Raw genomic sequence first — 24,218 nt, forward strand, 5'->3', positions numbered from 1 at the left:
CTCAGCGCGCGGGCCCCGCGAGGGCGATTCGCAGCGGGTGCGACCGCGCGGGAACAGTGAGACATTTCCTCCTCGCTGTCAACCCGCCGTCTCCGGATACACGAGCATGCGACAACGGTCTGAGATAAACCGGCGCAACGGAAAATACCGTGATCCGGCGGGAATCCGCCGGGGCGTCCGCGCCGAACAACCATGCACGGGAATGAGAACGCACCCGCATCGGTTGTCACACAAGTCGGCTCACCCGAGAGCCGATCGGAGGGGATCGTGGGAAAGAACTACATCGACATCGAGAACGACCACGGCGAGACGCTGCGTTACCGCAAGCACGTCAACGGTCGTGGACTCGTCGCGCACGGCGCGAAGGTCCACCCGTCGGCACTGGTGGAGAACGGCGCGTACGTCGAACCCGGAGTGCAGATCGCGGCCGGTGTCCGTGTGGGCCGCGGCGCCTGGATCGAGTCGGATGCCGTCATCGGGCCGGAGGCGCACATCGAGCCGCACGCGCACATCTGCTCGGGCGCGGTGATCGGCGCCGGCGCGCACATCGGCGTCCGCACGCAGGTGGGATCGAACGCCCGCGTGGCGGTCGGCTCGCTCATCGGGGACGACGAGGTCATCAACGACGGCGAAGCCGTCGCGACGGACCGACGAGGTCTTCGCCTGGCGGCCTGAGGAACCCGCCTCGAGGCATCCACGACCCGCACGTTCTTCGGAACGTGCGGGTTTCGCCTTTTCCGCGGCGGAAAGTGCTTCGACGTCGAGAAGAATCACCCCGAATTCGGTTCGACGTCGAGCAATTTCCCGCCCGAGGATTCTTCGACGTCGAGATTTCCGACGGCGATTCCCTCGACGTCGAGAAGTCAGGCCAGCAGCGTGAGAACGAAGCCGATGAGCGGGAGCGTGCCCTGGATGACGGCGGGACGCAGGTACTTCCGACCCGAGGTGATGAGCACGAGGGCTGCGGCGAGCATGGAGCCGAGAGCGAAGAGCAGCAGGGTCCGTCCGGCGACGTCGCCGACACCGTTGACGGCCCAGAGCACCACGCCGATGCCCGCGCCGATCGCGAGGAAGAGGTTGTAGAACCCCTGGTTGTACGCCATGGGCTTGGTCGTGTCGGCCGCCTCCTGCGAGGTGAGGCCGAAGATGCGCCAGACGCTCGGGTGCGACCAGCGCACGCTCTCCAGCACGAAGATGTAGACGTGGAGGAGGGCCGCGAGCCCCGCGAAGACGAGCGCCAGGATGCCGAGCATGCCTCCACGTTAGCCTGGGGGCATGGCGAAGAGCGGGAACGGATCACGGGGTTCGCGCGGGAGCGCGGGACGCCCGCGGTCCGGGTCGTCGGCGCGCAAGCCCGCTCCGGCGCGTAAGCCCGCCCCGGCGCGCAAGAACGCCGCGGTCCGAGTGCCTCGCCCGCCGTCGACGCCGGCCGCCGACCTCGCCCGCACATTCACCCTCGGCGCGGTTCCGGGCGCGACGCCGGGCAAGTGGATCGGCGTGTGGCGCGACCGGATGCCGCACGTGACTCTCGACCTGCGCGAGATCGCGGTCTCCACACAGCGCAGCGCGCTCGACGACGTGGATGCGGCTCTCGTCCGCCTCCCGATCGACGCCGCCGACGACCTGCACGTCATTCCCTTGTACGACGAGCTCCCCGTCGTCGTCATGTCGACCGAATCGGCCCTGACCGCGGCCGACGAGGAGATCGCCGCCGCCGATCTCGCCGGTGAGGTCGTGATCGTCCCCGCCGACGATGTGCTCGGCGCGCGGATCGCGGATGCCGTCGCCCCGACGTTCGCGCCCCCGGCCGACACCGCCGACGCGATCGCGACCGTGGCCGCGGGGGTCGGCGTCGTGATCGTGCCGATGTCGCTCGCGCGGGCGAACCAGCGCCGCGACGTGGAGTACCGGGTGCTCGCCGACGGCCCCGTGTCGACCGTCGCGCTCGCGTGGCGGCGCGACGCGACGACGGAGGACGTGGAGACGTTTGTCGGGATCGTCCGGGGCCGTACCGCGCGCTCGTCTCGCTGAGTCGCGCGCGTCCGCGTCGTCAGCGCTTGCCCGTGTGCCGCACCTCGTCGACGGTCGCACCGCCCCGGAGTCCCCGCGCCCGCGCACCGCGCAGAACGGCTTCGGCATCCACAGGCCCGTCCGACAGGGCGTGCAGGTCGACGCGCACCGGGATGGGCAGACGCTTGCGTTCGCGATCCCGACGGGCGGCGGCCGCCGCGTCGGATTCGTCGACCTCGTCGCCGGCGAGCGTGCGAACGGTGAGCCCGCAGCCGAGATCCGCGGCGGCGGCGCGCAGGTGGGCGACGACGTCGCCGAGGTTCTCGACGTCGGTGACGAGCAGTGTCGCGGTGGTCATACCTCCATTGTCGCGGGAGGTCACGCCCTGGGGGCGTGCGCCCGACACGCATAGAATCCCTGGGTGACCGGTCGACTCCTCTACGTCTGCGCACGCCCGCAGCGCGAGGCGGCCGTCGCCGAATGGGCATCGTTCCGCGACGGGCTGGGCGTGACCGACGACGACCTCGTGCATCACGATCTCGTCCGCGCACCGCTCCCGGCGGACCTCGAGCGCTACGCCGGAGTCGTGGTGGGGGGCAGTCCGTTCAACGTGACGGACCCGGACAAGACCGACGAACAGCTGCGCCTCGAGCGCGACCTGGAGTCCCTGGCATCCGCGGGGCTGGAGGGGCGGACCCGGACCCTGTTCACGTGCTTCGGGATCGGCGTCGTCACGCGTCTCCTCGGCGGCGTCGTGACCCTCGATCACCCCGAGGGCACCGGCCCCGCCGAGATCGCGCTGACGGACGAGGGAAGGCGTGACGAGCTGTTCGGCATCCTGAACCCCCGTTTCGAGGCTCTCACCGCGCACAAGGAGGGGACCGCGGTCGCACCCCCGGGTGCGACGCTGCTCGCGCGCAACGACGACTGTCCCGTTCAGGCCTACCGGGCGGGTGCGGCCCTGTGGGCGACGCAGTTCCACCCCGAGCCGACCGCGGACGCCTTCGTCGCGCGGATGACCGTCTACCGCGCGGCGGGCTACTTCGACGCCGACGCGTTCGACGAGGTCGCCGCGCACGTCCGCACCGCGTCGGTCGATCAGCCGACCCTCCTGCTCCGCACGTTCGCCGCCCTCGCCGCCTGACCCGCGGCCCCGGCGCGAGTCCGACCGCACGACGGCTCGATCGCTGTCAAGCCGGAGCGGAGAACTGGCTAGCTTATCTAGTGTTCTTTCTATGAACGCGAGAGATCACGTCACGAAGACCACGCGCGGCTCCGACCTCGGGCGCCAGATCGTCGTCCTGTCCGCCCTGTCGTTCATGCTCATCGCGGCGGTGATCGGGGCGGGGGCCTTCGGCAACACCGCCGTCCAGGACCAGCAGGGCGGCGCCCTCAACACCGACGGTTCGTATCTGGCCCCGGCCGGGCCGGCGTTCTCGATCTGGTCGGTCATCTACCTCGGACTCATCGTCTACGGTGTCTGGCAGGCCCTGCCGCGCCAGCGCGCCTCCGACCGACAGCGCGCGATGGGCTGGCCCATCGCCGTCACGATGGTGCTCAACGGGCTGTGGCTGGTGGCCGCACGCTTCGGCACCCTGTTCCTCACGGTCGTCGTGATCGTGCTGCTGCTGATCGCGCTGGGCTGGGCGTTCCGCACGGCGGTGCACACGCGCGATCCGCGCGGCGGCGTGGTCGACTCCGTCCTGATCGACGGGGTCACGGGGCTGCACCTCGGTTGGGTCACCCTTGCGACCGTCGCCAACACCGCGGCCTGGCTGACCACGGTCGTGCCGCCGTCCTGGGAGGGCGCGGCGAGTGCGATCGGTGTCACGGTGCTGGTCGTCGTCGCGCTGATCGGCCTCGCCATCGCGTGGCGGAGCGACTGGCGGGTGGCGCCGGCGCTCGCCCTCGCGTGGGGACTGTCGTGGCTCGCCGTGGAGCGTCTCACCGGATCGCCGACGAGCACCCCGATCGCCATCGCCGCGATCATCGTCGCGCTCATCGTCCTGCTTCCGCCGGCCGTGGTGTCGGGTCTGCGCCTCATCCGTCCGTCGGTCGACTGACGCCGCGGGACGCGAGCCCCCGCGTCAAAGTGCGGGGGCCGCGATCGCGCTGCCCCCGGCGGGCACGGTGAGCAGCCCGTCCGCGAGGATCGCCCCCTCGACCGTGGCGAGCAGCACACCGGACCCGGATGCCACGGGCACCGCCGCCTCGGCATCCGAGAGGTTCACGAGCACGACGAGGTCGCCCCGGCGCAGCTCGTACACGCGGCCACCGGCGGCGTCGAGCGCCCGCGCGGACAGGCCCGTGCGCGAGGGATCGGTCAACTCCGGCCGCGCCCGCCGCAGGCGTGCGAGTTCGCGGTACAGGCCGAGGAGGAGGGCGTGGTCCTCGCCCTGGAGCTCCGACCAGTCGAGCTTCGACCGGTGGAAGGTCTCGGGGTCCTGGGGATCGGGGACGACCGATTCGTCCCAGCCCATCTTCTCGAACTCGGCCACGCGACCCTTCGCGGTGGCCTCGCCGAGCTCGGGCTCGGGGTGCGAGGTGAAGAACTGCCACGGGGTCGTCGCGCCCCACTCCTCTCCCATGAACACCATCGGCGTGCCGGGGGCGGTGAGGGTGAGCACGGCCGCGGCGGCGAGACGGTCGAACGGCAACGACGGCGAGAGGCGATCGCCGGCGGCCCGGTTGCCGATCTGGTCGTGATCCTGTGCGAAGGTCACCAGGCGCCAGTTCGGCACCTCGGCGGGGACGGGGTTGCCGTGGGCGCGACCGCGGAACGTCGAATAGGTGCCGTCGTGGAAGAACCCGCCCTCGGACACCTTCTCGAACGCCTCGATCGCGGCGAAGTCCTCGTAGTAGCCGATCGTCTCCCCCGTGAGCGCGACGTGCGCGGTGTGGTGCCAGTCGTCCGACCACTGCGCGGTGAGCCCGTACCCGCCCGCCTCGCGCGGGAGGATCAGCTTGGGGTCGTTCATGTCGCTCTCGGCAATGGTCGTGAGCGGGATGCCGCGGTGCGCCGACAAGGCGTCGGTGCGTTCGGCGATCTCCTGCAGCACGTGCACCGGGCGCTCGTCGAGCAGCGCGTGCACGGCATCCAGGCGAAGCCCGTCGACGTGGTAGTCGCGCATCCACATGAGGGCGTTCTCGACGATGTAGGCGCGCACGGCGTCCTCGTCGAGGTTGATCGAGTCGCCCCACGTGTTGCGGCTGCCCTCGCGCAGGTACGGCCCGAACTCCGGCAGGTAGTTGCCCGACGGTCCGAGGTGGTTGTAGACGACGTCCTGTACGACCGCGAGCCCCGCCGCGTGGGCGGCATCCACGAACCGCTGGTACGCGGCGGGGCCGCCGTACGCCTCGTGCACGGTGTACCAGAGCACGCCGTCGTAGCCCCAGTTCCAGACGCCGTTGAAGCCGTTGACCGGCAGCAGCTCGACGTGGGTCACGCCGAGGTCGACGAGGTGGTCGAGGCGTCCGATCGCGGCATCCAGGGTGCCCTCGGGCGTGAAGGTGCCGAGGTGCAGTTCGTAGATGAGGCCTCCGGCGAGCTGACGCCCCGTCCAGGCGGCATCCGTCCAGGAGAAGGTCGACGGGTCGAACCACTCGGATGCCTCGTGCACACCCGCGGGCTGCCGCCGCGAGCGCGGGTCGGGGCGCAGGTCGTCGCCGTCACCGAGGACGAAGCCGTAGCGTTCGCCGTCGGCGAGGACGACGGGGGCGGTCCACCATCCGCCGGACGCCGGCTCCATCTCGATGTCCTCGACGACGGTGTCGCCGCTGTCATCGAGCCGGCGCAGTCGCACCCGCTGCACCTTCGGCGCCCAGACGTCGATGCTCATGTGGTCGTTCCTTACGCGTGAGGGATCAGAAGATCAGCAGGGCCACCGGGTACACACCCAGCAGGTCGGCGAGGGGCGTGGGACCGCCGGCGAAGGCACGACCGGTCAGCACATCGATCACCGGCGTCTCGGGCAGCAACACCACGGTGTCGCGCCATCCGCCGGCCGCCGCCAGCCCGTGCGGCAGACGCGTCGCGACCGCGAACACGCCGCCGCGGTCGAACGCCACGACGTGATCGGATGCCACGCCCGCCGCCTCCAGCGGACGGTAGATCTCGAGCGGGTGCTCGCGGCGCAGGCGCAGCGCACGAGAGGTCACGAGCAGCTTCGCCGCGCCCGTGGCATCCACCGCCGGGGGCCTCGCCCCGGGCGCGTCGATCTCGGCGAGCAGCCGACGTCGCTCGGCGAAGTCCACCGCGCGACGATTGTCGGGGTCGACGAGGGACTGCTCCCACAGCTCCGAACCCTGGTAGACGTCGGGGACGCCCGGGCCCATGATCTGCAGCAGCTTGGCCGACAGGCCGTTGGACCAGCCCGCGGGGGAGATCTCGTCGACGAAGGCGCGGACGCGCTCGGCGGCGGGACCGGTGGCCGCGTCGACGACCGCGTGCATGCGCTCCTCGAACGCCGCGTCCTGCTCCCACCATCCGGTGACCTCGCTCGCCTCGCGTGCCGCCTTCTCGGCGTACGCGTGCAGGCGCTCGCGATAGTCCTTCAGCCCCTCGGGGGTGGATGCCGACGCGGGCCACGCCCCGACGATCGCCTGCCACAGCAGCGCGTCGAAGGGCCCGTGACCGGTCGAGGCGATCCCACGGAACTCGTCGAGCACCTCGGCCCACCGCGCGGGGATCTCGGCGAGCACCGCGATGCGGGCGCGCGTGTCCTCGCCGCGCTTGGTGTCGTGCGTCGACAGCGTGGTCATGGCGGTGGGCCACGACGCGTGCCGCAGAGCCTGCGCCGTGTGGAAGCCCGCGACGTCGAGGGAGAACTCCCCCGGGTCGCCGCCCACCTCGGTGAGCGACCCCAGCCGGGTGTAGCGGTAGAACGCGGTGTCTTCGACGCCCTTGGCCATGACGGGACCGGTCGTCTGCTGGAAGCGCCAGGCCACTTCCAGACTCGTGTCGGCCAGCACCGGGACGAGCTTCTCGATCACGTCGCCGAGCTCGGGACGGCGCACCTCGGCCTCGCCCGCGGCGGCGTCGAGGTGCTCGCGACCGGCGGGCAGGTACGAGCGGTACACGGGGAAGCAGGCCAGGATCTCGGCCAGCGCGTCCTGAAGGACGTCGGCTCCGAACTCCTCGCGGAGCTGCGCGTGGAGCCCCCGCACGAGTCGACGGATCTCCGACACCTGGATCGAGTCGGCGATCCTGCGCTTGGTGTCGTGGATGAGGTCGTGCCACCCCGTGAGGGCGGGCAGGCCGCTGTCGGCGCGCAGCCGCGCATCGAGCGCGTCGAGCGCCGCCTCCCCCGCCGGGTCGGTGAGCACGCGGTCGATCTGGGCGAGCGCGTCGTATCCGGTCGTCCCGGCGGTCTTCCACCACGACGGCAGCGCTTCGCCGCTCTCGAGGATCTTCTCGCCGAGCACGTAGCCGACCTCGCCGTCGCCGGCCTCCTCGAGCGCGACGGCGAGTCGGTCGAGGTACCCGCCCGGGTCGACGAGACCGTCGGGGTGGTCCACGCGCAGGCCGTCGGCGATGCCCTCGCGCACCCACCGCAGGATCTCGGCGTGGGTGGCGTCGAAGACCTCGGGCCGTTCGACGCGGACGCCGGCGAGGGTCGTGACGGCGAAGAAGCGACGGTAGTTCAGGTCGGCGGCCTCGTCCTGCCAGAACCGCAGCTCGAAGTTCTGCGCGTCCAGGAGCGCCCGGACGTCCGCGGTCGCGGTCCCCGGCGCCACGGGGAACACGTGGTCGTAATAGCGGATCAGTCCGTCGGGGGCGTCCGCCGCGGGCGTCGGGTCGTAGGAGATCTCGTCGATCGCCTCGGCGAGGTCGGCGCCGAGCACGGGCACGCGCACCTTTCCACCACCGAACTCCCAGTCGATGTCGAACGCGTCGGCGTGGGCCGAGGCGCGCCCCTGCCGCAGCACGTCCCACCACCACGCGTTCGCGCGCGGCTCGGACACGCCCATGTGGTTGGGCACGATGTCGATCAGGATGCCGAGCTCGTCGGCGCGGGCGGCTTCGGCGAACCGCGCCAGCCCCTCCGCGCCGCCGCGCGCGGGGTCGACGCGCGTGACGTCGACGACGTCGTAGCCGTGATCCGACCCGGGCGTGGCCTCGAGCAGTGGCGACAGATACGCCCACGACACCCCGAGGTCACGGAGATAGCCCGTGACCTCGGCGGCGGTGTCGAGGGGGAAGGATTCGCGGATCTGCAGGCGGTAGGTCGAAAGCGGATGCCGCATTCTGGATCAGAGCTCCGGTTTGGGGGCCTGCCCGGGCAGGTCGTCGGTGGCGGTGATGGCGATCTGCGCCGTGAGGGACGCGGCCACCGTGTGGTCGATCTCGGGCTCGGGCAGGTGGTGCTCGCGCAGCACGATGAGCGACTTCGGCTCGAGCTGCAGAGCCTCGCCCGGGAGGATCGGCTCGGTGTTCGCCCGCTCGCCCGCGGTGTCGACGTACACGTCCCACTCGGGCGAGTACTCGAGGTCGGGCACGTGGAAGTCCACCGGCTCGTCGCCGGCGTTGAAGAGCACCAGGAAGTGGTCGTCGCTGATGGTCTCGCCGCGGCGATCGCGTTCGCGGATGCCCTGGCCGTTGAGGAACACGCCCACCGCGCGGCCGAAGCCGGAGTCCCAGTCCTCCGGCTGCATGAGCGTGCCGTCGGGGCGGAGCCACACCACGTCGGGGATGTTGTCGCCTTCCTCCATCTTCACGGGGCGGCCGTCGAAGAACCGGCTGCGGCGGAAGGTGGGGTGCTCCTTGCGGAGGCGGGCGAGGGCCGCGGTGAACTCGATGAGCGGGTGGTCGACGCTGGACCAGTCCACCCACGTGATCTCGTTGTCCTGCGCGTAGCCGTTGTTGTTGCCGCCCTGCGTGCGGCCCAGCTCGTCGCCGTGCAGCAGCATCGGGACGCCCTGGCTCAGCAGCAACGTCGCGATGAAGTTGCGCTGCTGCTGGGCACGGCGCTTACGCACTTCGGGGTCGTCGGTCGGACCCTCCACGCCCATGTTGCTGGAGCGGTTGTGCGATTCGCCGTCGTTGTTGTCCTCGCCGTTGGCCTCGTTGTGCTTCTCGTTGTACGAGACGAGGTCGCGGAGGGTGAAGCCGTCGTGGGCGGTGACGAAGTTGATGGATGCCACGGGCCGACGGCCCGAGTGCTCGTAGAGGTCGGCCGAGCCCGTCAGGCGCGAGGCGAACTCGCCCAGGGCCTGCGGCTCGCCGCGCCAGAAGTCGCGGACGGTGTCGCGGTACTTGCCGTTCCACTCCGTCCACTGGGGCGGGAAGTTCCCGACCTGGTAGCCGCCGGGGCCGACGTCCCACGGCTCGGCGATGAGCTTGACCTGCGAGACCACCGGGTCCTGCTGGACGAGTTCGAAGAAGGTGGCGAGGCGGTCCACCTCGTAGAACTCGCGGGCGAGCGTGGATGCCAGGTCGAACCGGAATCCGTCGACGTGCATCTCCAGCACCCAGTAGCGCAGCGAGTCCATGATGAGCTGCAGCGTGTGGGGGTTGCCCACGTTCATGCTGTTGCCGGTGCCGGTGTAGTCGGTGTAGTAGCGCTTGTCGTCGTCTTCGAGACGGTAGTACGCCTCGTTGTCGATGCCGCGCATCGAGAGCGTCGGGCCCATGTGGTTGCCCTCGGCGGTGTGGTTGTAGACCACGTCGAGGATGACTTCGATGCCGGCGGCGTGCAGCGCCTTGACCATGGCCTTGAACTCCTGGACCTGCTGACCGTGGTCGCCGGTGGAGGAGTAGGTGTTCTGGGGCGCGAGGAAGGCGATGGTGTTGTAGCCCCAGTAGTTCGACAGGCCCTTGTCCTCGAGCGTCGAATCGTTGACGAACTGGTGCACCGGCATGAGCTCGATCGCGGTCACGCCGAGCTTGCGCAGGTGGTCGATGATCGCCGGGTGGGAGATGCCGGCGTACGTGCCGCGCAGTTCCTCGGGGACGTCGGGGTGCAGCTTCGTGAGTCCCTTGACGTGGGCTTCGTAGATGAAGCTCTCGGCGTAGGGGGTCTTCGGGCGGCGGTCGCCGGTCCAGTCGAAGAACGGGTTGATGACCACGCCCTTCATCATCTGCGCGGCCGAGTCCTCATCGTTGAACGAGTCCGGGTCGCCGAACTCGTAGCTGAAGACCGGCTGGCCCCACTCGATCTGCCCCTCGACGGCCTTCGCGTAGGGATCGAGCAGGAGCTTCGACGGGTTGAACCGCTGACCGTTCGCCGGGTCGTAGGGACCGTGCACGCGGTAGCCGTACCGCTGCCCGGGTTGGATGTTCGGGAGGTACGCGTGCCAGACGAAGGCGTCGACGTCGACGAGCTCGAAGCACGTCTCGTTCCCCTCCCCGTCGAACAGGCACAACTCGACGCGCTCCGCCCCCTCACTGAAGAGGGCGAAGTTCGTCCCGTTGCCGTCGTACGTGGCCCCGAGGGGATAACTGGATCCTGGCCATACCTGCTGCACGTCGCTCACGATAGACCAGGGAAGTTACGCCCGATGAGCGGGGTCATCGTCGTTGACAGCACCCCCGCCGCCGACTATGCGTGTGGGCTGCTACGCGCGCTCCGGCGGGTGGACGAGGAGGTCGATCCGCTCGTCGAGGTACCGCGCCAGCGGCATGTACCCGCCCTGCGCGCTCCACTTCACCGCGGGATCCCCGTCGCGCAGCGCAAGCGGTGCCGATCGGTCGTCGAGGGAGGCGAGATCGAGCGGATGCCATCCGATGTGCACCGTCTCGCCCTCGGGCACGCCTCCGCGGTGCGCGGCGGCGGCGAGCTCGGCGCGACGGCGCTGCGATTCGGCCGGGAAGCCGCGGCGGACTTCGGCGCGCGAGCGCACGATGTCGCCGGTGGCGAGGACACCGTCCTCGGCGAGCAGCAGCACGCCCAGATGCCAGGCGCGCCCGCGGTCGACGATGCGGGAAGCACGCGGGATGCCGAGCAGACGCCGCCCCTCCTGCAGTTCGCCGAGCCGCTCGCGCGGCGCCCCGGAGAGCCGGGCGCGCGCCGCGGAGAGCAGTTCTTCGATCGCGCTCACGACATCCCCTCCCCCGCGGAGCGGGCGCGGTCGAGGTCGCGCGCGCGTGCGGTCGCGGTTGCACGCGCCGCCGCGGTCTCCTCCTCCGCCGCGTCGACGGCCGATTGGGCCGCCTCGGCATCCTTCTCCACCCGGGCGATCTCGGCGCGGAGGGTCCCCAGCCGCTCGTGGATCCGATCCGCGCGTTCCCGCGCGTTCGCCTCGCGCGTCTTCGCCCCGGTGAGCGCACGGTCGGCCTCCGTGCGTGCCCGTTCCGCGTCACGGATCGCGCGCTCCGCGGCCTTGCGCGCCCGGCGCTGAGCGAGGTCGTCGCGCGCGGGGGCCTCGTCCACGGCGATCCCGTCCGGGACGGATCCGGCCACCGCCGCGCTCGGATCGACGTCGTCGGCGAGATCGACGGATGCCACCAACCGCCCGGTGAGAACGATCGCCGCCGCATGCGGGTCGATGATGGCCGCGTTGACCGTCTTCTCGACCGCGTCCCGCATCGTCGCGCTGAGGGGCGAGCCGGCCCCGGCGGCGAGATCGGCCGCGCGCCGCGCGAGGGCGGCGACCAGTTGACGACGCTGACGACCGAGGCGCGTCATCTCCGCGGCATCCGCGTCGTCCTGCGCCTCGCGCAGCGCCTGCGCCAACTCGACGGCCTCGGCGAGCTGACCGTCGCGCGCGAGCAGGTTGACCGCCCACGCCGCCAGCGTCGGTTTGCGCAGCTTCGCGATGCGGCGACCGACGGTGCCGCCGATCTCCGCGGCGCGATCGTTGCGCGCCTCGGTGAACCGGGCCGGGGGAAGGGCGAGCAACTCGGACGCGATCTCGTCGAGGAGAGTCGCCGCGTCGCTCATCCCCCCATTGTGACCCGTTCGGTCAGAGCGGGACCACCCCGGGGCGCGGGCCGCGGATCTGCCGGTGCAGTCGTTCCATGCGGGCGTCGAGTTCGGCGGCGGTGTCGGCGGCGTCCTTGAGTTCGGCCAGCAGCTCGTCGGGGACGAGCCGGTCGTACTTGTAATAGATCTTGTGCTCGAGGCTCGCCCAGAAGTCCATCGCGATCGTGCGGAACTGCACTTCGACCGGGACGTCCACGCGCCCGGTCGAGAGGAAGACCGGCACGTCGACGATGACGTGCAGGCTCTTGTACCCGTTCTCCTTGGGCCGCGCGATGTAGTCCTTCACGTCGCGCATGGTGATGTCGTCCTGCTGGGTCAGCAGATTCGACAGCCGGTAGGCGTCGTCGACGAAACTGCAGGTGATGCGGATACCGGCGATGTCGGTGATCGTGCTGCGGATCGAGTCGAAGTCCGGCTCGATGCCTTTGCGCCGCACCTTGTCCACGAGGCTGTCGGGCGACTTCACCCGGCTCGAGACGTGCTCGATCGGGTTGTAGTCGTGCATCTCCTGGAACTCTTCGCGCAGGATCGTGATCTTCGTCTCGACCTCGGCGAGACCGAACCGGTACTCCATGAGGAAACGCTGGAATTCGTCGCGCATCGCGCGGAGCGAGGCGCCGGACACCGTGATCTGCTGATCCTCCAGCGGGTCGGACATGTATCCGACGCTACCGGCGACTGCTACGAGCGCCCTGGGAGGTCACTCAGCCGCGGGCGGAGACGAGCGCGGGATCAGCTCACCGTCGACGACGTCGATCCCGGTGAGCTGATCGAACACCTCTGGGAGGTCGTCGGCGTCGCCCGGTTCGGGGATCGGGGGGAATCGGCTGTCGCTCACGGCGGGGTCCTTTGGGTGGGTGAGTCCACCCTGACAGAGCCGTCTCGCGCAACGGGTGGCCTTGACACCCCGGCGAAGGCCACGTACCTGCCCGGAGCGCCGCCGGTATCGTGGACGGCATGGGCACGATCTTCTACGGTGGCAGCGGTACGGCGGTCCACATCGACGACCGGGCCCTCGCCCATCTCAAGGTCGTCATCTCGACCAAGCTCCGCCGCGGCGAGAGCTTCACGCTCTCGTGGCAGCACCCCGACGACCAGCCGCGCGGACGCAGCACGCTGTGGCTGCACCCGGCGATCCCGCTCCGCTTCGTCTTCGACGACGCCGAGCCCACGAAGCTCAGTCGCGAGTGGATCGAGCGCCTGGCGGATTCGGCCAACTCGTCCGGTGGGATCATGCTCGTCCCCGAAGACATCGCCCCCGTCGAGGGCGCGTCGAAGCGCTGAGGTCAGCCCTCTTCGACGAGGGTGTCCTCCGACGGCTCGGGGGTGATCGCGAGCCCGTTCGGACCCGAGGCCGCCAGCATGAGGTCTTCGACCCACACGCGGTTGATGCGCGGCTGACGGCTTCCGTAGAAGTGGAACTGGATCGGCACCGACGGGTGCATCCAGAAGCTACGGCGCCCACTGCCGTCGCCGACTTCGACGTCGAACATGAACGACTCCGAGCGCCGGAGCTTGTTCATCACGACGATGCGGAGGTGCGCCAGCGTGCGGTCATCGATGTCGACGGCGTTCGCGACGGTGTCGTAAATGAAGCGGCCCATGGGAGCGAGCCTATCCGAACACCCGCGCGTGGCCGCCGCGCGAATGCCATGGCACGGGCCGTCGAATCAAGCCCCCGGGCGCGGGCAGGTCGGCGGTGTTGACTGGCCGACGTGGGAACGTTGTACTACGGCGATGTCGCGACCCCGATCGAGATCGAGGATCGCGCGCTCGCGCACGTCAAGGTCGTGATCGCCACCAAGCTTCGCCGCGGCGAGAGTTTCACGCTGTCCTGGACGCACGGACCCGGGCAGGAAGTGGGGCGCAGCACGGTGTGGCTGCATCCCTCGATCCCGTTGCGCTTCGTGTTCGACGACCCGGAACCGGCGTTGCTCAGCCGCGCGTGGATCGAGGAACTGGCCAACTCGGCGAACTCCTCCGGCGGGCTGCTGCTCGTGCCGGAACCCGGGGGCGAAGTACCGAAGACCTGAGTCAGGCCGAGCGCTGGTCCAGGATCTCGCGTGCGCCCTCCTCGACGGCGGTCGGCACGACGAGCGGGCGTCCGGCGGAGAACGCCTCCCACTCGCGCAGGACCACCGTCTCGATGTGCACGGGGTCTTCTCCGGGGTAGTCCAGGCGAAGTCGCGTGACGACAGAGTGGAGGGATGCCACCGGCACGCCGTCCACCGTCTGGACGGCGTCGACGGCGGTCACGCTCGTGCGTGCCTCGATCGCGTTTTCGTCCATGACCTCATGGTTCCACGGACGCGGACCGATTCCTAATACTCAGAATTCAACTAGGCTTCCTAGTTTCTTACGCGCGGAGTGCATCGCGGTCAGAGCGAGACGTCGGCCCCCATCGACGACTCCGCGGCCTCGTGGTGCGGGTCGACCTGATCGACGGCGTCCTGAAGTCGGCCGAGGCAGGCGATCACCGTCGCGGCCTCCTCGGGGGTCATGTCGACGACGGCCGCCATCATGCGCGAGTGCATGGAACCGAGGGTGGCGCGCACCTCGGCGTCGCTCGCGGCGGTCGCCACGATGTAGATGCTGCGCCGGTCGGTGGGGTGCGGCACCCGGGTGACGTGTCCGGATTTCTCGAGCCGGTCGACGATCGCCGTCGTCGACGCCGTCGAGACGCCGAGGTAGCGGGTCAGCTCGCTCGGTGAGACCTGACGGCCCTGCCCGGAGGCGCGCAAGAGGTAGCGCAGCACGAGGAGCTCGTTCTCGCCCATCGACATCGACTCGCGGGTCCGACGGCGCATCGCGACCTCGGCTGCACGGTACACGCGGAACGCCTGAAGCACTTCCACCGCGCGACGGCGGCGGTCTTCGTCGCTTCCCCCGTACCAGTAGCGCGACGATTGCGAGGCGTTCTCCACCTCGGCATCCTACGTCAGCGGCGCACGACGGAGCCCCGGCCGATTCGTATGGCGTACAGGTACGATGGTAAATATATCGGCCCGCTACTTGATGGGTAATTGAGATACGAGGAACACGAACTATCCCGATCAGGGGGTGACGAGAACATGGCCACGGAAGAAGACGTGGTGAAGGCCGTCAGCGACCTGTCCGAGTCCGGCGCCGTCTCAGAGCGCGTCGCACTGCATTCCCTCGGCATCGGCCCGAACGACGCCAAGGTGCTCCGGTTCCTCCTCGACCGGGAAGAGAGTGACGAGCAGGTGACTCCCCGCCTGCTCTCCGAGATGCTCCGCATCTCCTCCGCCGCAACCACGGCCCTCATCGATCGTCTCGCCGACGCCGGGTGGGTCGAACGCGTCCCGTTCCCCGGCGACCGCCGCTCGATCGTCGTGCGTGCGACGATCGCCCACGACTCCCCCGCCCGCCAGCTGCTCGCGGTCCGTCGCTCGTCGGTCGCCGAAGCGGCATCGCGGCTCGGGGCGGCAGAGCGCCGCGTCGTCGCGGATTTCCTCGACGAGGTCGCCCGCGCGGAGACGCAGCGCGTCGAGCACCTGCAGTCCCGCCCCGCCTGAGCGGCGGGGCGGGAACGGATCAGTCGTTCGCGCGACCCGTCTCGTGCTGGAGGCGGTCGATCTCTTCCGAAGCCTCCGCCTTGGTCAGGTCGGCCGTGATCTCCTCGCCCGCCTCGCGGGCGAGCGTGTCGAGGTAGCTGCGCTGCGGAGCGGTCATCGGCTCGTCGCCGGTGACCCAGTCCGAGGGATCCTTCTCTACGGGGTCCTGTCCCTCATGCGCGGCACCGAGGGTCTCTTCTTCATGGTCACGGGGAGCATCGGTCATCGCGCCAGGCTAGGTCGGCGACCTCGGCGCTTCGCCGGGATTGACAGCCCCCGCCCGGCGGGTGCGGCATCCTGGAGGGGTGCCCGAACGGATCCGCCCCGCCGACCTGGACGTCCAGGTGTACCGGGACGGACCCGCGCAGACCCGCGTGACGATCGTGTCGTCGGGAGCGACGACCGACCGCGCTTTCGTGCTCGTGGCGGGGATCGGCGTCGCGGCGAGCTACTTCGAGTTCCTCGCTCCGCTGCTGGCGGAGCACGGCGACGTCTACGCGCTCGACCTGCCCGGCTTCGCCGGGATGCCGGCGTCCGGCGAGGAGCCGACGGCGGCGTTCTTCGCCGACCAGGTGGAGGGCGTGATCGCCCACTACGGCCTCGTCGATCCGGTGCTCATCGGTCATTCGATGGGCACGCAGGTGGTCACCGAGGTGCTGACCCGCCGCGACGACCTCACGCACGCCGTGCTGGTGAGCCCCGTCGTCGACGAAGCCGAGGCGAACGCGCTCGTCCAGGCCGTGCGCTTCGTGCAGTCGACCGTCCGGGAATCGGCGCACATCGCGATCATGGCGTTCTCGGCCTACCTGCTGTGCGGGATGCTCTACTTCCTCGAGGTGCTCCCGCACATGCTGCGGTACCGGATCTCCGACCGGATCGGCCTGGTCCGGGCGCGGCTGCTGCTGATCCGCGGCGAGTTCGACCGCCCGTCGCCCCGACGCCTGCACTCGCGGCTCGTCGCCCGCGCCCCCCGTGCGCGCCGGTGGGAGATCGAAGGAGCCGCGCACTCGATCATCAACGGCCACGCCGTCGGCGTCGCGCGTCTCGTGCACCGGCACCTGGCCGACGACCTCGCCGCGCGGGGGCGGATGCCCGCCGCCGAGGCGAAGGTCCCGCCCGCGCGGCACGCCGATCTGCAGATGGTCCTGGACGCCACGGCCAGCCGCATCGCGGAATGGTTGAGCGCCGTCCGCCGCGATCAGGACGGTGTCGAACGCGCCAAGTCGCGTCACGCCCGCCTCCTGTGGCGGGCCTACGTCTCGCGTTCCTGAGCGTCAGCCCACCCGCTGCCGCGAGGTCGCGGCATCCAGTGCCCGATCCAGCGCCGCGGCCGTGGCGAACCGCACCGCCGCCGGGACGGCCGCGAGGAAGCCGCCCACGAAGGTGTCGCCCAGGCCGATGGTCGTCGGGCGCGCCACGTCGACGACGTACGCGGGCACGCCCACGGCCGGCAGCCGCTGCTCGGCGGCCGCGACCACGGCGGCCCCTCCCGCGTGACGCGGCAGACGCGCCGTGTCGTCGAGATCGTCCGCGCGACACGCGTCGCCGAGCCGGTAGCGCGTCGCCGCGGTGCGGGTCGCGCTCTCCAGCGCGGCGCGGTGTCGGGCGGCCTCGGGCCCGACGGCCACCGCCCAGTACTTCGTGTGCACCACGAGAGCGGGTGCCGGGATCAGCGCGTGGGCCTCCGCGAGCGCCGCGACGACGTCGTCGGGGGAGAGCAGATCGAGGGGCCGGCCGAGGTACTCCTGCAGCTCGTCCTCGTTCATGCCGTACACGTCGATGCGCTCCATCAGACGCGTCCGCACGAGACCGGCGAACGAGCGCTCGTAGAACCCGGCGTCCTCGTAGTACACGAGCGCCGACGGCGGCAGGCGCCGCATGGCGGCGCGCACGTCCTGCAGCCGACGGTCGAGCAGCGCGGCATCCTGCATCGTGTTGAACCCCGACACGAGGAACGCCGACGCCTCGGCGAGGGCTTCGCCCAGGTCGGCGGCGATCGCCATCTCGCGGTTCGGGGCGTCGTTGGCGAAGATCAGGCGATTGGATGCCGGAGCGACGACATCGCCGCCCTCGACGCGCACCACCGCCCCCTGGGGGTACTGCACGATGAGGTGCGGGTCGAGGGTGTCGCGGGTGGCGGAGGAGACCACGCGCATGGACGGGGGCAGGAGGCGCCGGACGTTGTCGTCGATGCTCACGAGATGCTGCACCGTGGGCACGCCGATGCGGTCCAGCGCGATGCCGGCCCGGACGCCCGTGCCGCCGAGCGTCACCTCGACGTCGAAGTGCGCGGCGAAGCGTTCGACGATCTCGCTCGACAGGACGAAGCGCTCGCCTCCCCCGCCCGTGGCGAGGAAGGCGAGCACCGTGACGACGAGGGCCCTCTCGTCGATGATCGGCGTCGTGGTGGTCAGCTCGTCCCGGTGGATGCCGTACTCCCCCGCGAGGGTGCTGAGCACGTCGGCATCCCACCGGATCTCGTAGTCGACGGTGCCGCCGAGTCCGAGGACGAGGTCTCCTGCCATGACGCCGATCCTCCCCGATCAGTACAGGTCGGCCTTGCCGGCGGCGCCGAACAGGTCGATCTTCTCGGCCGCGGTCACCTTCATCGCCGCGATGGGCTCGGGCTGGATCGCGTTCGGCTCGCGGAGGCGCCGGTCGGTGCCGAGCACCTCGCGCATGCGGTCGTGGTACGCGACCTTGATGTCGCTGGAGATGTTGATCTTGTTGATGCCCAGCGACACGGCGCGCGCGAGCTCGGCGTCCGGGTTGCTGGATCCGCCGTGCAGGACGAGCGGGATGCCGACGGCGGCCTTGATCTGCTCGAGCAGGTCGTGCCGCAGCTCGGGGTTCTTGTCGGACGGGTACAGGCCGTGCGAGGTGCCGATGGCGATCGCCAGGCTGTCGACGCCGGTCTGCTCGACGAAACGCACCGCGTCGTCGACGTTCGTGTAGATGATCTCGGCCGCACCCGACTCGCCGTAGCTGTCGTTCGCGCCGATCGTGCCGAGCTCGCCCTCGACCTGGATGCCGGCCGCGTGCGCCGCCTCGACGACCTTGCGGGTGATCGCGACGTTCTGCTCGAACGGCTCGAGCGAGGCGTCGATCATCACCGACGTGAAGCCCGAGTGGATGGCCGTGATCATCTGCTCGTACGACCCGCCGTGGTCCCAGTGGATCGCGACGGGAACGCTCGACCGGTGGGCACGGGCGTGCATCGCGGGGATCAGATCCGTGGTGATGTGCGACACCTCGTCGGGGTGGATGGCGATGATGACCGGGGCGGACTTCTCTTCGCTGATGTCCATGATCCCGGTGAACATCGCCCAGTCGGAGATGTTGAATGCCGGGATGGCGAAGCTGTGGGCGTTCGCCACGTCGAGGATGGACTTGCCGGTGTAGAGCACGGATTTCTCCTTGTCGGGGTGGTGGTCGAGAGTCAGCTCTTCACCGAGCCGGCCGTCAGGCCGCTGATGAAGAAGCGCTGGAAGAAGAGGAAGAGGACGAGCACGGGGATCGAGCCGAGGATGCTCATCGCCATGATCTGGTTCCACTCGTACGAGTGCTGGCCCATGAGCAGCTGGATGCCGATCGGCACCGTACGCATGTCGAGGGTGCGCGTGAGGGTCAGCGCGAAGAGGAACTCGTTCCACGCGATCATGAACGTGTAGATGCCGACCGACACGATCCCGGGGATGGAGATCGGCACGAGGACGCGCCAGAGGGCGGTGAACGATCCCGCGCCGTCGACCCGGACCGCCTCGTCGAGCTCCTTCGGGAGGGTGTTGAAGTAGCCGGTCATCATGATGATCGCGTAGGGCAGCGTGAACACCATGTAGGTGAGGATCAGGCCCGGGTAGGTGTTGTAGAGCTTCAGGGTCACCATGAGCCCGAAGTAGGGGATCAGCAGCGTGATCGGCGGGACCGCCTGGACGCTCACGATGATCACGTTGACGATGCGCTTGCCGCGGAACTCGAACCGACTGAACGCGTACGCCGCCTGGATCGCCACGAGGAGGGTGAGGATCGTCACCGCGCCCGCGACCACGTAGCTGTTGATGAAGAAGCGCACCGTCTCGGGCGTCGTGAAGATCTTCACGTAGGCGTCGAACGAGAACGTGTCGGTGATGAGCCGCGGGGGGAGCTCGAAGATCTGCGTGTTCGATTTGAACGAGCTCGAGAGCATCCACAGGACCGGGCCGGCCGCGAAGACGGCGCCGAGGATCAGTCCGATCAGCACTCCGGTCCGGGCGACGCGGGTGCGTGCGACGGTGGTCAGGGCCATGTCAGTCCCTCGCCTTCTGGTGGCGGACGTAGAGGACCGCGATGATCAGGGACATCGCCAGCACGAGCACCGCCGAGGTGGAGGCCGTCGAGAAGTCGTACGTGGCGAACGCGAGCTTGTAGGTGTAGGTGCTGAGCATCTCGGTGACGTCGATCGGGCCACCGCCGGTGGTCAGCCAGATGAGGGCGAACTGCTGCGACGTCCAGATGAGGTCGAGCAGCACGAGGCTGACGATGATCGGGCGCAGCTGCGGGATGGTGACGTTCCAGAAGCGCTGGACGGGGCTCGCACCGTCGACCGTGGCGGCTTCGTACAGATCGCTCGGGATGCCTTGGAGGCCGGCGAGCAGGCTCACCATGAAGAAGGGGTAGCCGGCCCAGATGTTGATGAAGGTGACCGTGCCGAGAGCGAGCTGCGGCGAGGCGAGCCACTCGATGTTCGTGTTCAGAAGGAAGTTGACGATGCCGTTGGGGGCGAGGAGCATGCGCCACAGGACCGCGATGACGGCGACCGTGAAGAGCCAGGGCAGGACGTAGAGGCCGCGGAAGATCGCGCGGGGCACGGCGCCGATGAGGCGGCTGTTCAGCAGGAGCGCGAAGCCGAGGCCGAGGACGAGGTGGGCGGCGACGCTCGTCAGGGTGAAGAAGAGCGTGTTGCCGGTGGCCTTCCAGAACCCCGAGTCGGTGAGGACCGCGATGTAGTTTTCGAGCCCGACGAACTGCGGGTTCTTGTTGGTGATGACGTTGTCCTGGAACGAGTAGCCGATGACCATGACGATCGGCACGATCATCAGCACGAACAGGAGGATCAGCGTCGGCGACAGGAAGCCGTAGGCCTCGGAGGTCTTGCGGAGCTGGCGCGTGCGCCGGGACGTGGGGCGCCCCGTGACGATCAGCTCGGTATCGGGGGGAGTGAGGGTGCGCATGGTCATGGTGTGCGGCCTTCCTGGCGGGGATGCCGCACCGCCCGGCTTCATCGGTGCGGCATCCCCTGTCAGCGTCGGATCAGAACTTCGACGTCCACTCGTCCTGGGCCTTCTGCAGCGCGTCCTTCATGGACTGCTGGCCGTCCAGGGCGGACTGGAACTGCTCACCGAACTGGCGCATGAGCTCCTCGGCGACGGGGAGTCCGGTGAACTCGTTCGCCGGGTAGCCGGCCTTGTAGATGTCGAACGCCGTCTTGAACAGGGCGTCGTCGTTGACGAAGTCCGGCACGGACTCGGTGTTGCCCGGGAAGGCCTTGGCCATCGTGGACAGCTGCGAGTTGACGTCCTTGCCCATCAGGAAGGACACGAGCTTGAACGCGGCGTCCTTGTGCTCGGAGTTCTCGGCCACGCCGATGCCCCACGAGGCGTACGGGATGCCCCGCTCACCGGTGAAGCCGTCCTCGGCGGGGATGGCCGAGATCGAGAACTTCAGGTCGGGGTTCGACTCGCGGATGAGGTTGATGTGGGCGAGCGAGTCGATCATCATGCCGACGCGGCCGTTGGTGAACTCCTCGACCTTGTCCTGCTCCTTCATGGTGAAGGATCCGGGCGCGATGACCCCGTCGTTCCAGAGCTGCTGAATGTAGTCGGTCGCCGACGTGACGTCCTTGTTCGTCAGGTCGGGCTTTCCGTCCTTGAGCATCGATCCACCGGAGGCCCACACCCATGACATGACGTCGTTCTGCACGCCGTTGGGGGCTTCGAGCGAGAGCGGGAGCACCCAGCCCGAGACGTCGCCGCCGAGGGCCTTGATCTTCTTCGCCGCGTCGGCGAACTCGGTGCGCGTGGACGGGGGTGCGCTGACACCGGCCTGCGACAGCAGGGCGTCGTTCGTGAACATCGGGTACACGAAGTTGACGACCGGGATCATGTAGGTGCTGCCGTCGACCTTGATCTGGCTGGCGAGCTGGCTCTCGTCGTAGCCGGAGTCGCTCATGAGCTTCGACAGGTCGGCGATGACGCCCTGCTGGGCGAAGTCGCTGACCCACGCGCCGTCGAGACCGACGACGTCGGGCATGGTGCCGGAGGCGGCACCCGCGAAGAGCTGCTCCTTGGTCGAGGCGTACGGACCGCTGACCAGGTCGACCTTGATGCCCGGGTTCTCCTGCTCGAAGGTGTCCATGAGCGCGCGGAACTGGCCGTCGGGAAGCTCGGGCTCCCACCACTGGGCGAACTCGATCGTCACATCACCGCCGTCGGAAGGGGCCGCCGAGTTCGACGAGCACCCCGCCATCGCCAGGAGGGTCGTGGCCGCTGCGGCGGCACCGACGAGCTTGATGGCGTTTCGACGCCCGCGCCCGCTGTTGTCCATCGTTTCTCCTCATTGAGATCTGCTGTTATTCGCGCTGTTCTGCGCGTTCTTGCGTCTTTCAGCATGAGTATGCGCGGATCTGCGGCCTGCGTCAAGGTTGCGATGCAGATTCGTGACAATTCCGGCACGCGACAGCGTCGATCCCCCGAAAGAAACGCAGAATTGTGCCGTTTCGTGCGGATTTCGACCGAAAGAGGTCGATCGATTTGCCGCTCTGTGCTAGAGATGACGGCATGGAGGGCACAACCACTCACACCAAGAAGCGACTCCCGGCCGGGCGGAAAGCCGAGCTCGCCGCGTACGTCGCCGAAACCGGACAGGTCACGGTCGTCGATCTCGCGTCGCACTTCGGCGTCTCGATCGACACCGTGCGCCGCGATCTCGATCAGCTCGACCGCGAGGGCATCGTCGTGCGCACGCACGGAGGTGCGGTGAGCGCGATGTCCGTTCCCGGACGCGATCGCGGGCTCGACGTGCGCCTGCAGATGCAGACCGCCGAGAAGGAGAAGATCGCCGCGATCGCCGCCGACCTCATCGAGGACGGCTCCGTCGTGATGCTCAACGCGGGGACGACCACGCTCGCCGTGGCGCGGGCGCTCCGCAACCACCGCAACCTCACCATCGCGACGAACAATCTGCGCATCCCCGCCGAGATCTCCCCCGGCGTCTTCCGCGACCTGTTCATCTTCGGCGGCGCGGTGCGCACGATCACCCAGGCGACCACCGGTCCGGTGACGCTCGCCGCCGCATCGAACAGTGCCGACGTGGAGATCCGCTGCGACTACGCGCTGATCGCGGTGGGGGCCGTGGACGCCTCCGGCTTCTCGACCAGCAACCTCGGCGACGCGACCATGATGAGCGAGATGATCCAGCGCGCCGATCGCACCGCGATCCTCGCGGACTCCACCAAACTCGACCGGCGCCTGTTCGCCCAGGTCACGGCGCTGGAGAAGGCCGACTACCTCATCACCGACGCCCCTCCGTCCGCAGCGCTCGCCGCGGCTCTGGAGGAGGCCGGAGTGACGGTCCTCACACCCTGAGGATCAGACCGTGAGCAGCACCTTCGTCGCGCGGCGTTCGTCCATCGCGCGGTAGCCCTCCGCGGCCTCCTCGAGCGGGAGGGTGAGGTCGAAGACGGCACCCGGGTCGATCTCGCGGTCCCAGATGAGCTGGATGAGCTCCGGCAGGAAGCGTCGCACGGGCGCAGGACCGCCGTGGAGGTGCACCGCGGAGCGGAACAGCTCCTGCCCCTCGAGCGTGACGTCGTGCGAGACGCCGACGAACCCGATGTGCCCGCCGGGGCGCGTCGAGCGCACGGCCTGCTCCATCGACTGCTGCGTGCCGACGGCCTCGATGACGGAGTGCGCGCCGAGCCCGCCGGTGAGTTCCTTGACCTTCGCGATCCCCTCGTCGCCGCGCTCCTCGACGATGTCGGTCGCGCCGAACCGACGCGCGAGCTCCTGGCGGTCGGCGTGACGCGACATCGCGATGATGCGCTCGGCGCCGAGCTGCTTCGCGGCCAGGATGCCGAGCAGCCCGACGGCTCCGTCGCCGACCACCGCGACCGTCTTGCCGGGGCCGACCTCCGCCGCCACCGCGGCGAACCAGCCCGTGCCGAGGACATCGCTCGCGGCGAGCAGCGACGGGATGAGGTCGGCATCCGGCTGCCCCGGGGTCGCGACGAGAGTGCCGTCGGCGAGCGGGATGCGGGCGAACTCGGCCTGGGTGCCGACGCGCCCCATCGGGACGACGTGCACGCAGCGCGACTGATACCCGGCCTGACAGATCTCGCACGTGTTGTCCGAGGCCATGAACGAGCCGACGACGAAGTCGCCCACCTTCACGTTCTCCACCGCGTCACCGATCTCGGTCACGACCCCGACGTACTCGTGGCCCATGGGGGTGGCATCCACGGTGTCCGCCCCACGGTAAGGCCAGAGGTCCGAGCCGCAGATGCAGGACGCGGCGAGGCGGATGATGGCATCCGTCGGCTCCTGGATGACCGGGTCGTCGCGGTCTTCGACGCGCACGTCGCCGGCGGCGTGCATGATGACTCCACGCATGGGGGCTCCTCTCGGGTGGAAGGTCTCGACCACAGGTCTACTCCTCCCACCCGAGCGGCGGGCCG

28 protein-coding genes are annotated in these 24,218 nt (G+C 69.5%); 9 read left to right on the plus strand and 19 right to left on the minus strand.

The window, feature by feature from the left end; all coding sequences use genetic code 11:
* Positions 1–267: 267 nt before the first annotated feature.
* Positions 268–675: a transferase gene (locus BW982_RS07700; protein ID WP_076491546.1), complete on the plus strand. Its 408-nt coding sequence runs from the start codon at positions 268–270 to the stop codon at positions 673–675.
* Between the two features lie 188 nt (positions 676–863).
* On the opposite strand, the gene BW982_RS07705 is transcribed toward BW982_RS07700, so the two are convergent.
* Positions 864–1,253, minus strand: coding sequence for a DUF1304 domain-containing protein (locus BW982_RS07705; RefSeq protein WP_076491548.1), 390 nt, complete (start codon positions 1,251–1,253; stop codon positions 864–866).
* Positions 1,254–1,275: 22 nt separating this feature from the next.
* On the opposite strand from BW982_RS07705, the gene BW982_RS07710 reads away from it, so the two are divergent.
* Positions 1,276–2,031 carry a LysR substrate-binding domain-containing protein gene (locus BW982_RS07710; protein ID WP_076491551.1) on the plus strand — a complete coding sequence of 252 codons (756 nt, stop codon included), beginning with the start codon at positions 1,276–1,278 and terminating at the stop codon, positions 2,029–2,031.
* Between the two features lie 19 nt (positions 2,032–2,050).
* Here BW982_RS07710 and BW982_RS07715 read toward each other — a convergent pair whose 3' ends face one another.
* Complete coding sequence (locus tag BW982_RS07715; RefSeq protein WP_076491554.1) at positions 2,051–2,368, minus strand: hypothetical protein; 318 nt, start codon at positions 2,366–2,368, stop codon at positions 2,051–2,053.
* Positions 2,369–2,431: 63 nt separating this feature from the next.
* Between BW982_RS07715 and BW982_RS07720 the strand changes: the two genes are divergently transcribed.
* Together BW982_RS07720 and BW982_RS07725 are read left to right on the plus strand one after the other, a co-directional pair.
* Positions 2,432–3,154 (plus strand): glutamine amidotransferase-related protein, encoded by a 723-nt coding sequence (locus BW982_RS07720; RefSeq protein WP_076491556.1) that lies wholly within the window; start codon positions 2,432–2,434, stop codon positions 3,152–3,154.
* 91 nt (positions 3,155–3,245) lie between these two features.
* On the plus strand, positions 3,246–4,073 hold the full coding sequence (locus tag BW982_RS07725; protein ID WP_076491559.1) for a tryptophan-rich sensory protein: 828 nt from the start codon (positions 3,246–3,248) through the stop codon (positions 4,071–4,073).
* A gap of 24 nt (positions 4,074–4,097) precedes the next feature.
* Here BW982_RS07725 and treZ read toward each other — a convergent pair whose 3' ends face one another.
* From treZ to BW982_RS18170, 7 genes are all read right to left on the minus strand, one after another.
* Positions 4,098–5,849 (minus strand): malto-oligosyltrehalose trehalohydrolase, encoded by a 1,752-nt coding sequence (gene treZ, locus BW982_RS07730; protein ID WP_076491562.1) that lies wholly within the window; start codon positions 5,847–5,849, stop codon positions 4,098–4,100.
* A 25-nt stretch (positions 5,850–5,874) separates the two neighbouring features.
* The gene (gene treY, locus BW982_RS07735) at positions 5,875–8,256 is read right to left on the minus strand and encodes a malto-oligosyltrehalose synthase (RefSeq protein WP_076491565.1); all 2,382 of its coding nucleotides are present in this window, start codon (positions 8,254–8,256) and stop codon (positions 5,875–5,877) included.
* A 6-nt stretch (positions 8,257–8,262) separates the two neighbouring features.
* Positions 8,263–10,485 carry a glycogen debranching protein GlgX gene (gene glgX, locus BW982_RS07740; protein ID WP_254845538.1) on the minus strand — a complete coding sequence of 741 codons (2,223 nt, stop codon included), beginning with the start codon at positions 10,483–10,485 and terminating at the stop codon, positions 8,263–8,265.
* Between the two features lie 81 nt (positions 10,486–10,566).
* A complete protein-coding gene (locus BW982_RS07745) occupies positions 10,567–11,049 on the minus strand; it encodes a glutaminase (protein WP_076491568.1) in 483 nt (160 codons plus the stop codon).
* Complete coding sequence (locus tag BW982_RS07750; protein WP_076491570.1) at positions 11,046–11,891, minus strand: transposase; 846 nt, start codon at positions 11,889–11,891, stop codon at positions 11,046–11,048. Before BW982_RS07750 ends, BW982_RS07745 begins: the two co-directional genes overlap by 4 nt.
* 22 nt (positions 11,892–11,913) lie before the next feature.
* Entirely contained in the window at positions 11,914–12,591 is a 678-nt protein-coding gene (locus BW982_RS07755; protein ID WP_076491573.1) for a GTP pyrophosphokinase, read from the minus strand.
* Between the two features lie 42 nt (positions 12,592–12,633).
* Positions 12,634–12,771: a hypothetical protein gene (locus tag BW982_RS18170; RefSeq protein ID WP_175611055.1), complete on the minus strand. Its 138-nt coding sequence runs from the start codon at positions 12,769–12,771 to the stop codon at positions 12,634–12,636.
* Between the two features lie 119 nt (positions 12,772–12,890).
* Here BW982_RS18170 and BW982_RS07760 point away from each other — a divergent pair, with 119 nt between their 5' ends.
* Positions 12,891–13,217, plus strand: a complete 327-nt coding sequence (locus BW982_RS07760; protein WP_076491576.1) for a DUF7882 family protein — start codon at positions 12,891–12,893, stop codon at positions 13,215–13,217.
* 2 nt (positions 13,218–13,219) lie between these two features.
* Here BW982_RS07760 and BW982_RS07765 read toward each other — a convergent pair whose 3' ends face one another.
* Positions 13,220–13,537 carry a DUF7882 family protein gene (locus BW982_RS07765; RefSeq protein WP_022879211.1) on the minus strand — a complete coding sequence of 106 codons (318 nt, stop codon included), beginning with the start codon at positions 13,535–13,537 and terminating at the stop codon, positions 13,220–13,222.
* A 111-nt stretch (positions 13,538–13,648) separates the two neighbouring features.
* Here BW982_RS07765 and BW982_RS07770 point away from each other — a divergent pair, with 111 nt between their 5' ends.
* On the plus strand, positions 13,649–13,966 hold the full coding sequence (locus tag BW982_RS07770; protein ID WP_076491578.1) for a DUF7882 family protein: 318 nt from the start codon (positions 13,649–13,651) through the stop codon (positions 13,964–13,966).
* Between the two features lies 1 nt (position 13,967).
* On the opposite strand, the gene BW982_RS07775 is transcribed toward BW982_RS07770, so the two are convergent.
* Together BW982_RS07775 and BW982_RS07780 are read right to left on the minus strand one after the other, a co-directional pair.
* Positions 13,968–14,222: a hypothetical protein gene (locus BW982_RS07775; RefSeq protein WP_076491581.1), complete on the minus strand. Its 255-nt coding sequence runs from the start codon at positions 14,220–14,222 to the stop codon at positions 13,968–13,970.
* A gap of 89 nt (positions 14,223–14,311) precedes the next feature.
* Positions 14,312–14,857, minus strand: a complete 546-nt coding sequence (locus tag BW982_RS07780) for a MarR family winged helix-turn-helix transcriptional regulator (RefSeq protein ID WP_076491584.1) — start codon at positions 14,855–14,857, stop codon at positions 14,312–14,314.
* 147 nt (positions 14,858–15,004) lie between these two features.
* Here BW982_RS07780 and BW982_RS07785 point away from each other — a divergent pair, with 147 nt between their 5' ends.
* Entirely contained in the window at positions 15,005–15,469 is a 465-nt protein-coding gene (locus tag BW982_RS07785; RefSeq protein ID WP_076491587.1) for a MarR family winged helix-turn-helix transcriptional regulator, read from the plus strand.
* Between the two features lie 19 nt (positions 15,470–15,488).
* On the opposite strand, the gene BW982_RS07790 is transcribed toward BW982_RS07785, so the two are convergent.
* Entirely contained in the window at positions 15,489–15,734 is a 246-nt protein-coding gene (locus BW982_RS07790; protein WP_076491590.1) for a DUF3072 domain-containing protein, read from the minus strand.
* A 79-nt stretch (positions 15,735–15,813) separates the two neighbouring features.
* Between BW982_RS07790 and BW982_RS07795 the strand changes: the two genes are divergently transcribed.
* Positions 15,814–16,779, plus strand: coding sequence for an alpha/beta fold hydrolase (locus BW982_RS07795; RefSeq protein ID WP_076491592.1), 966 nt, complete (start codon positions 15,814–15,816; stop codon positions 16,777–16,779).
* A gap of 3 nt (positions 16,780–16,782) precedes the next feature.
* Here BW982_RS07795 and BW982_RS07800 read toward each other — a convergent pair whose 3' ends face one another.
* From BW982_RS07800 to BW982_RS07820, 5 genes are all read right to left on the minus strand, one after another.
* Complete coding sequence (locus BW982_RS07800) at positions 16,783–18,033, minus strand: ADP-dependent glucokinase/phosphofructokinase (protein WP_076491595.1); 1,251 nt, start codon at positions 18,031–18,033, stop codon at positions 16,783–16,785.
* Between the two features lie 18 nt (positions 18,034–18,051).
* Positions 18,052–18,915 (minus strand): ketose-bisphosphate aldolase, encoded by an 864-nt coding sequence (locus BW982_RS07805; RefSeq protein WP_076491598.1) that lies wholly within the window; start codon positions 18,913–18,915, stop codon positions 18,052–18,054.
* Between the two features lie 32 nt (positions 18,916–18,947).
* On the minus strand, positions 18,948–19,793 hold the full coding sequence (locus BW982_RS07810) for a carbohydrate ABC transporter permease (RefSeq protein ID WP_076491601.1): 846 nt from the start codon (positions 19,791–19,793) through the stop codon (positions 18,948–18,950).
* A gap of 1 nt (position 19,794) precedes the next feature.
* A complete protein-coding gene (locus tag BW982_RS07815) occupies positions 19,795–20,724 on the minus strand; it encodes a carbohydrate ABC transporter permease (protein WP_076491603.1) in 930 nt (309 codons plus the stop codon).
* A gap of 73 nt (positions 20,725–20,797) precedes the next feature.
* Positions 20,798–22,090, minus strand: a complete 1,293-nt coding sequence (locus BW982_RS07820; RefSeq protein ID WP_076491606.1) for an ABC transporter substrate-binding protein — start codon at positions 22,088–22,090, stop codon at positions 20,798–20,800.
* A 233-nt stretch (positions 22,091–22,323) separates the two neighbouring features.
* Here BW982_RS07820 and BW982_RS07825 point away from each other — a divergent pair, with 233 nt between their 5' ends.
* Positions 22,324–23,130: a DeoR/GlpR family DNA-binding transcription regulator gene (locus BW982_RS07825; RefSeq protein WP_076491607.1), complete on the plus strand. Its 807-nt coding sequence runs from the start codon at positions 22,324–22,326 to the stop codon at positions 23,128–23,130.
* 3 nt (positions 23,131–23,133) lie between these two features.
* Here BW982_RS07825 and BW982_RS07830 read toward each other — a convergent pair whose 3' ends face one another.
* Positions 23,134–24,153 carry a zinc-dependent alcohol dehydrogenase family protein gene (locus tag BW982_RS07830; RefSeq protein WP_076491610.1) on the minus strand — a complete coding sequence of 340 codons (1,020 nt, stop codon included), beginning with the start codon at positions 24,151–24,153 and terminating at the stop codon, positions 23,134–23,136.
* Positions 24,154–24,218: the final 65 nt, after the last annotated feature.

The sequence above is a fragment of the Microbacterium sp. RURRCA19A genome, assembly GCF_900156455.1.
Lineage (GTDB): Bacteria > Actinomycetota > Actinomycetes > Actinomycetales > Microbacteriaceae > Microbacterium.

Coding starts and splice junctions, on each gene's coding strand:
- BW982_RS07705 (WP_076491548.1), bottom strand. CDS start 1,253: ATGCTCGGCATCCTGGCGCTCGTCTTCGCGGGGCTCGCGGCCCTCCTC.
- BW982_RS07820 (WP_076491606.1), bottom strand. CDS start 22,090: ATGGACAACAGCGGGCGCGGGCGTCGAAACGCCATCAAGCTCGTCGGT.
- BW982_RS07800 (WP_076491595.1), bottom strand. CDS start 18,033: ATGGCAGGAGACCTCGTCCTCGGACTCGGCGGCACCGTCGACTACGAG.
- BW982_RS07765 (WP_022879211.1), bottom strand. CDS start 13,537: ATGGGCCGCTTCATTTACGACACCGTCGCGAACGCCGTCGACATCGAT.
- BW982_RS07825 (WP_076491607.1), top strand. CDS start 22,324: ATGGAGGGCACAACCACTCACACCAAGAAGCGACTCCCGGCCGGGCGG.
- BW982_RS07785 (WP_076491587.1), top strand. CDS start 15,005: ATGGCCACGGAAGAAGACGTGGTGAAGGCCGTCAGCGACCTGTCCGAG.
- BW982_RS07750 (WP_076491570.1), bottom strand. CDS start 11,891: ATGAGCGACGCGGCGACTCTCCTCGACGAGATCGCGTCCGAGTTGCTC.
- BW982_RS07715 (WP_076491554.1), bottom strand. CDS start 2,368: ATGACCACCGCGACACTGCTCGTCACCGACGTCGAGAACCTCGGCGAC.
- BW982_RS07815 (WP_076491603.1), bottom strand. CDS start 20,724: ATGACCATGCGCACCCTCACTCCCCCCGATACCGAGCTGATCGTCACG.
- BW982_RS07790 (WP_076491590.1), bottom strand. CDS start 15,734: ATGACCGATGCTCCCCGTGACCATGAAGAAGAGACCCTCGGTGCCGCG.
- BW982_RS07810 (WP_076491601.1), bottom strand. CDS start 19,793: ATGGCCCTGACCACCGTCGCACGCACCCGCGTCGCCCGGACCGGAGTG.
- BW982_RS07725 (WP_076491559.1), top strand. CDS start 3,246: ATGAACGCGAGAGATCACGTCACGAAGACCACGCGCGGCTCCGACCTC.
- treY (WP_076491565.1), bottom strand. CDS start 8,256: ATGCGGCATCCGCTTTCGACCTACCGCCTGCAGATCCGCGAATCCTTC.
- BW982_RS07760 (WP_076491576.1), top strand. CDS start 12,891: ATGGGCACGATCTTCTACGGTGGCAGCGGTACGGCGGTCCACATCGAC.
- BW982_RS07830 (WP_076491610.1), bottom strand. CDS start 24,153: ATGCGTGGAGTCATCATGCACGCCGCCGGCGACGTGCGCGTCGAAGAC.
- BW982_RS07755 (WP_076491573.1), bottom strand. CDS start 12,591: ATGTCCGACCCGCTGGAGGATCAGCAGATCACGGTGTCCGGCGCCTCG.
- treZ (WP_076491562.1), bottom strand. CDS start 5,849: ATGAGCATCGACGTCTGGGCGCCGAAGGTGCAGCGGGTGCGACTGCGC.
- BW982_RS07775 (WP_076491581.1), bottom strand. CDS start 14,222: ATGGACGAAAACGCGATCGAGGCACGCACGAGCGTGACCGCCGTCGAC.
- BW982_RS07710 (WP_076491551.1), top strand. CDS start 1,276: ATGGCGAAGAGCGGGAACGGATCACGGGGTTCGCGCGGGAGCGCGGGA.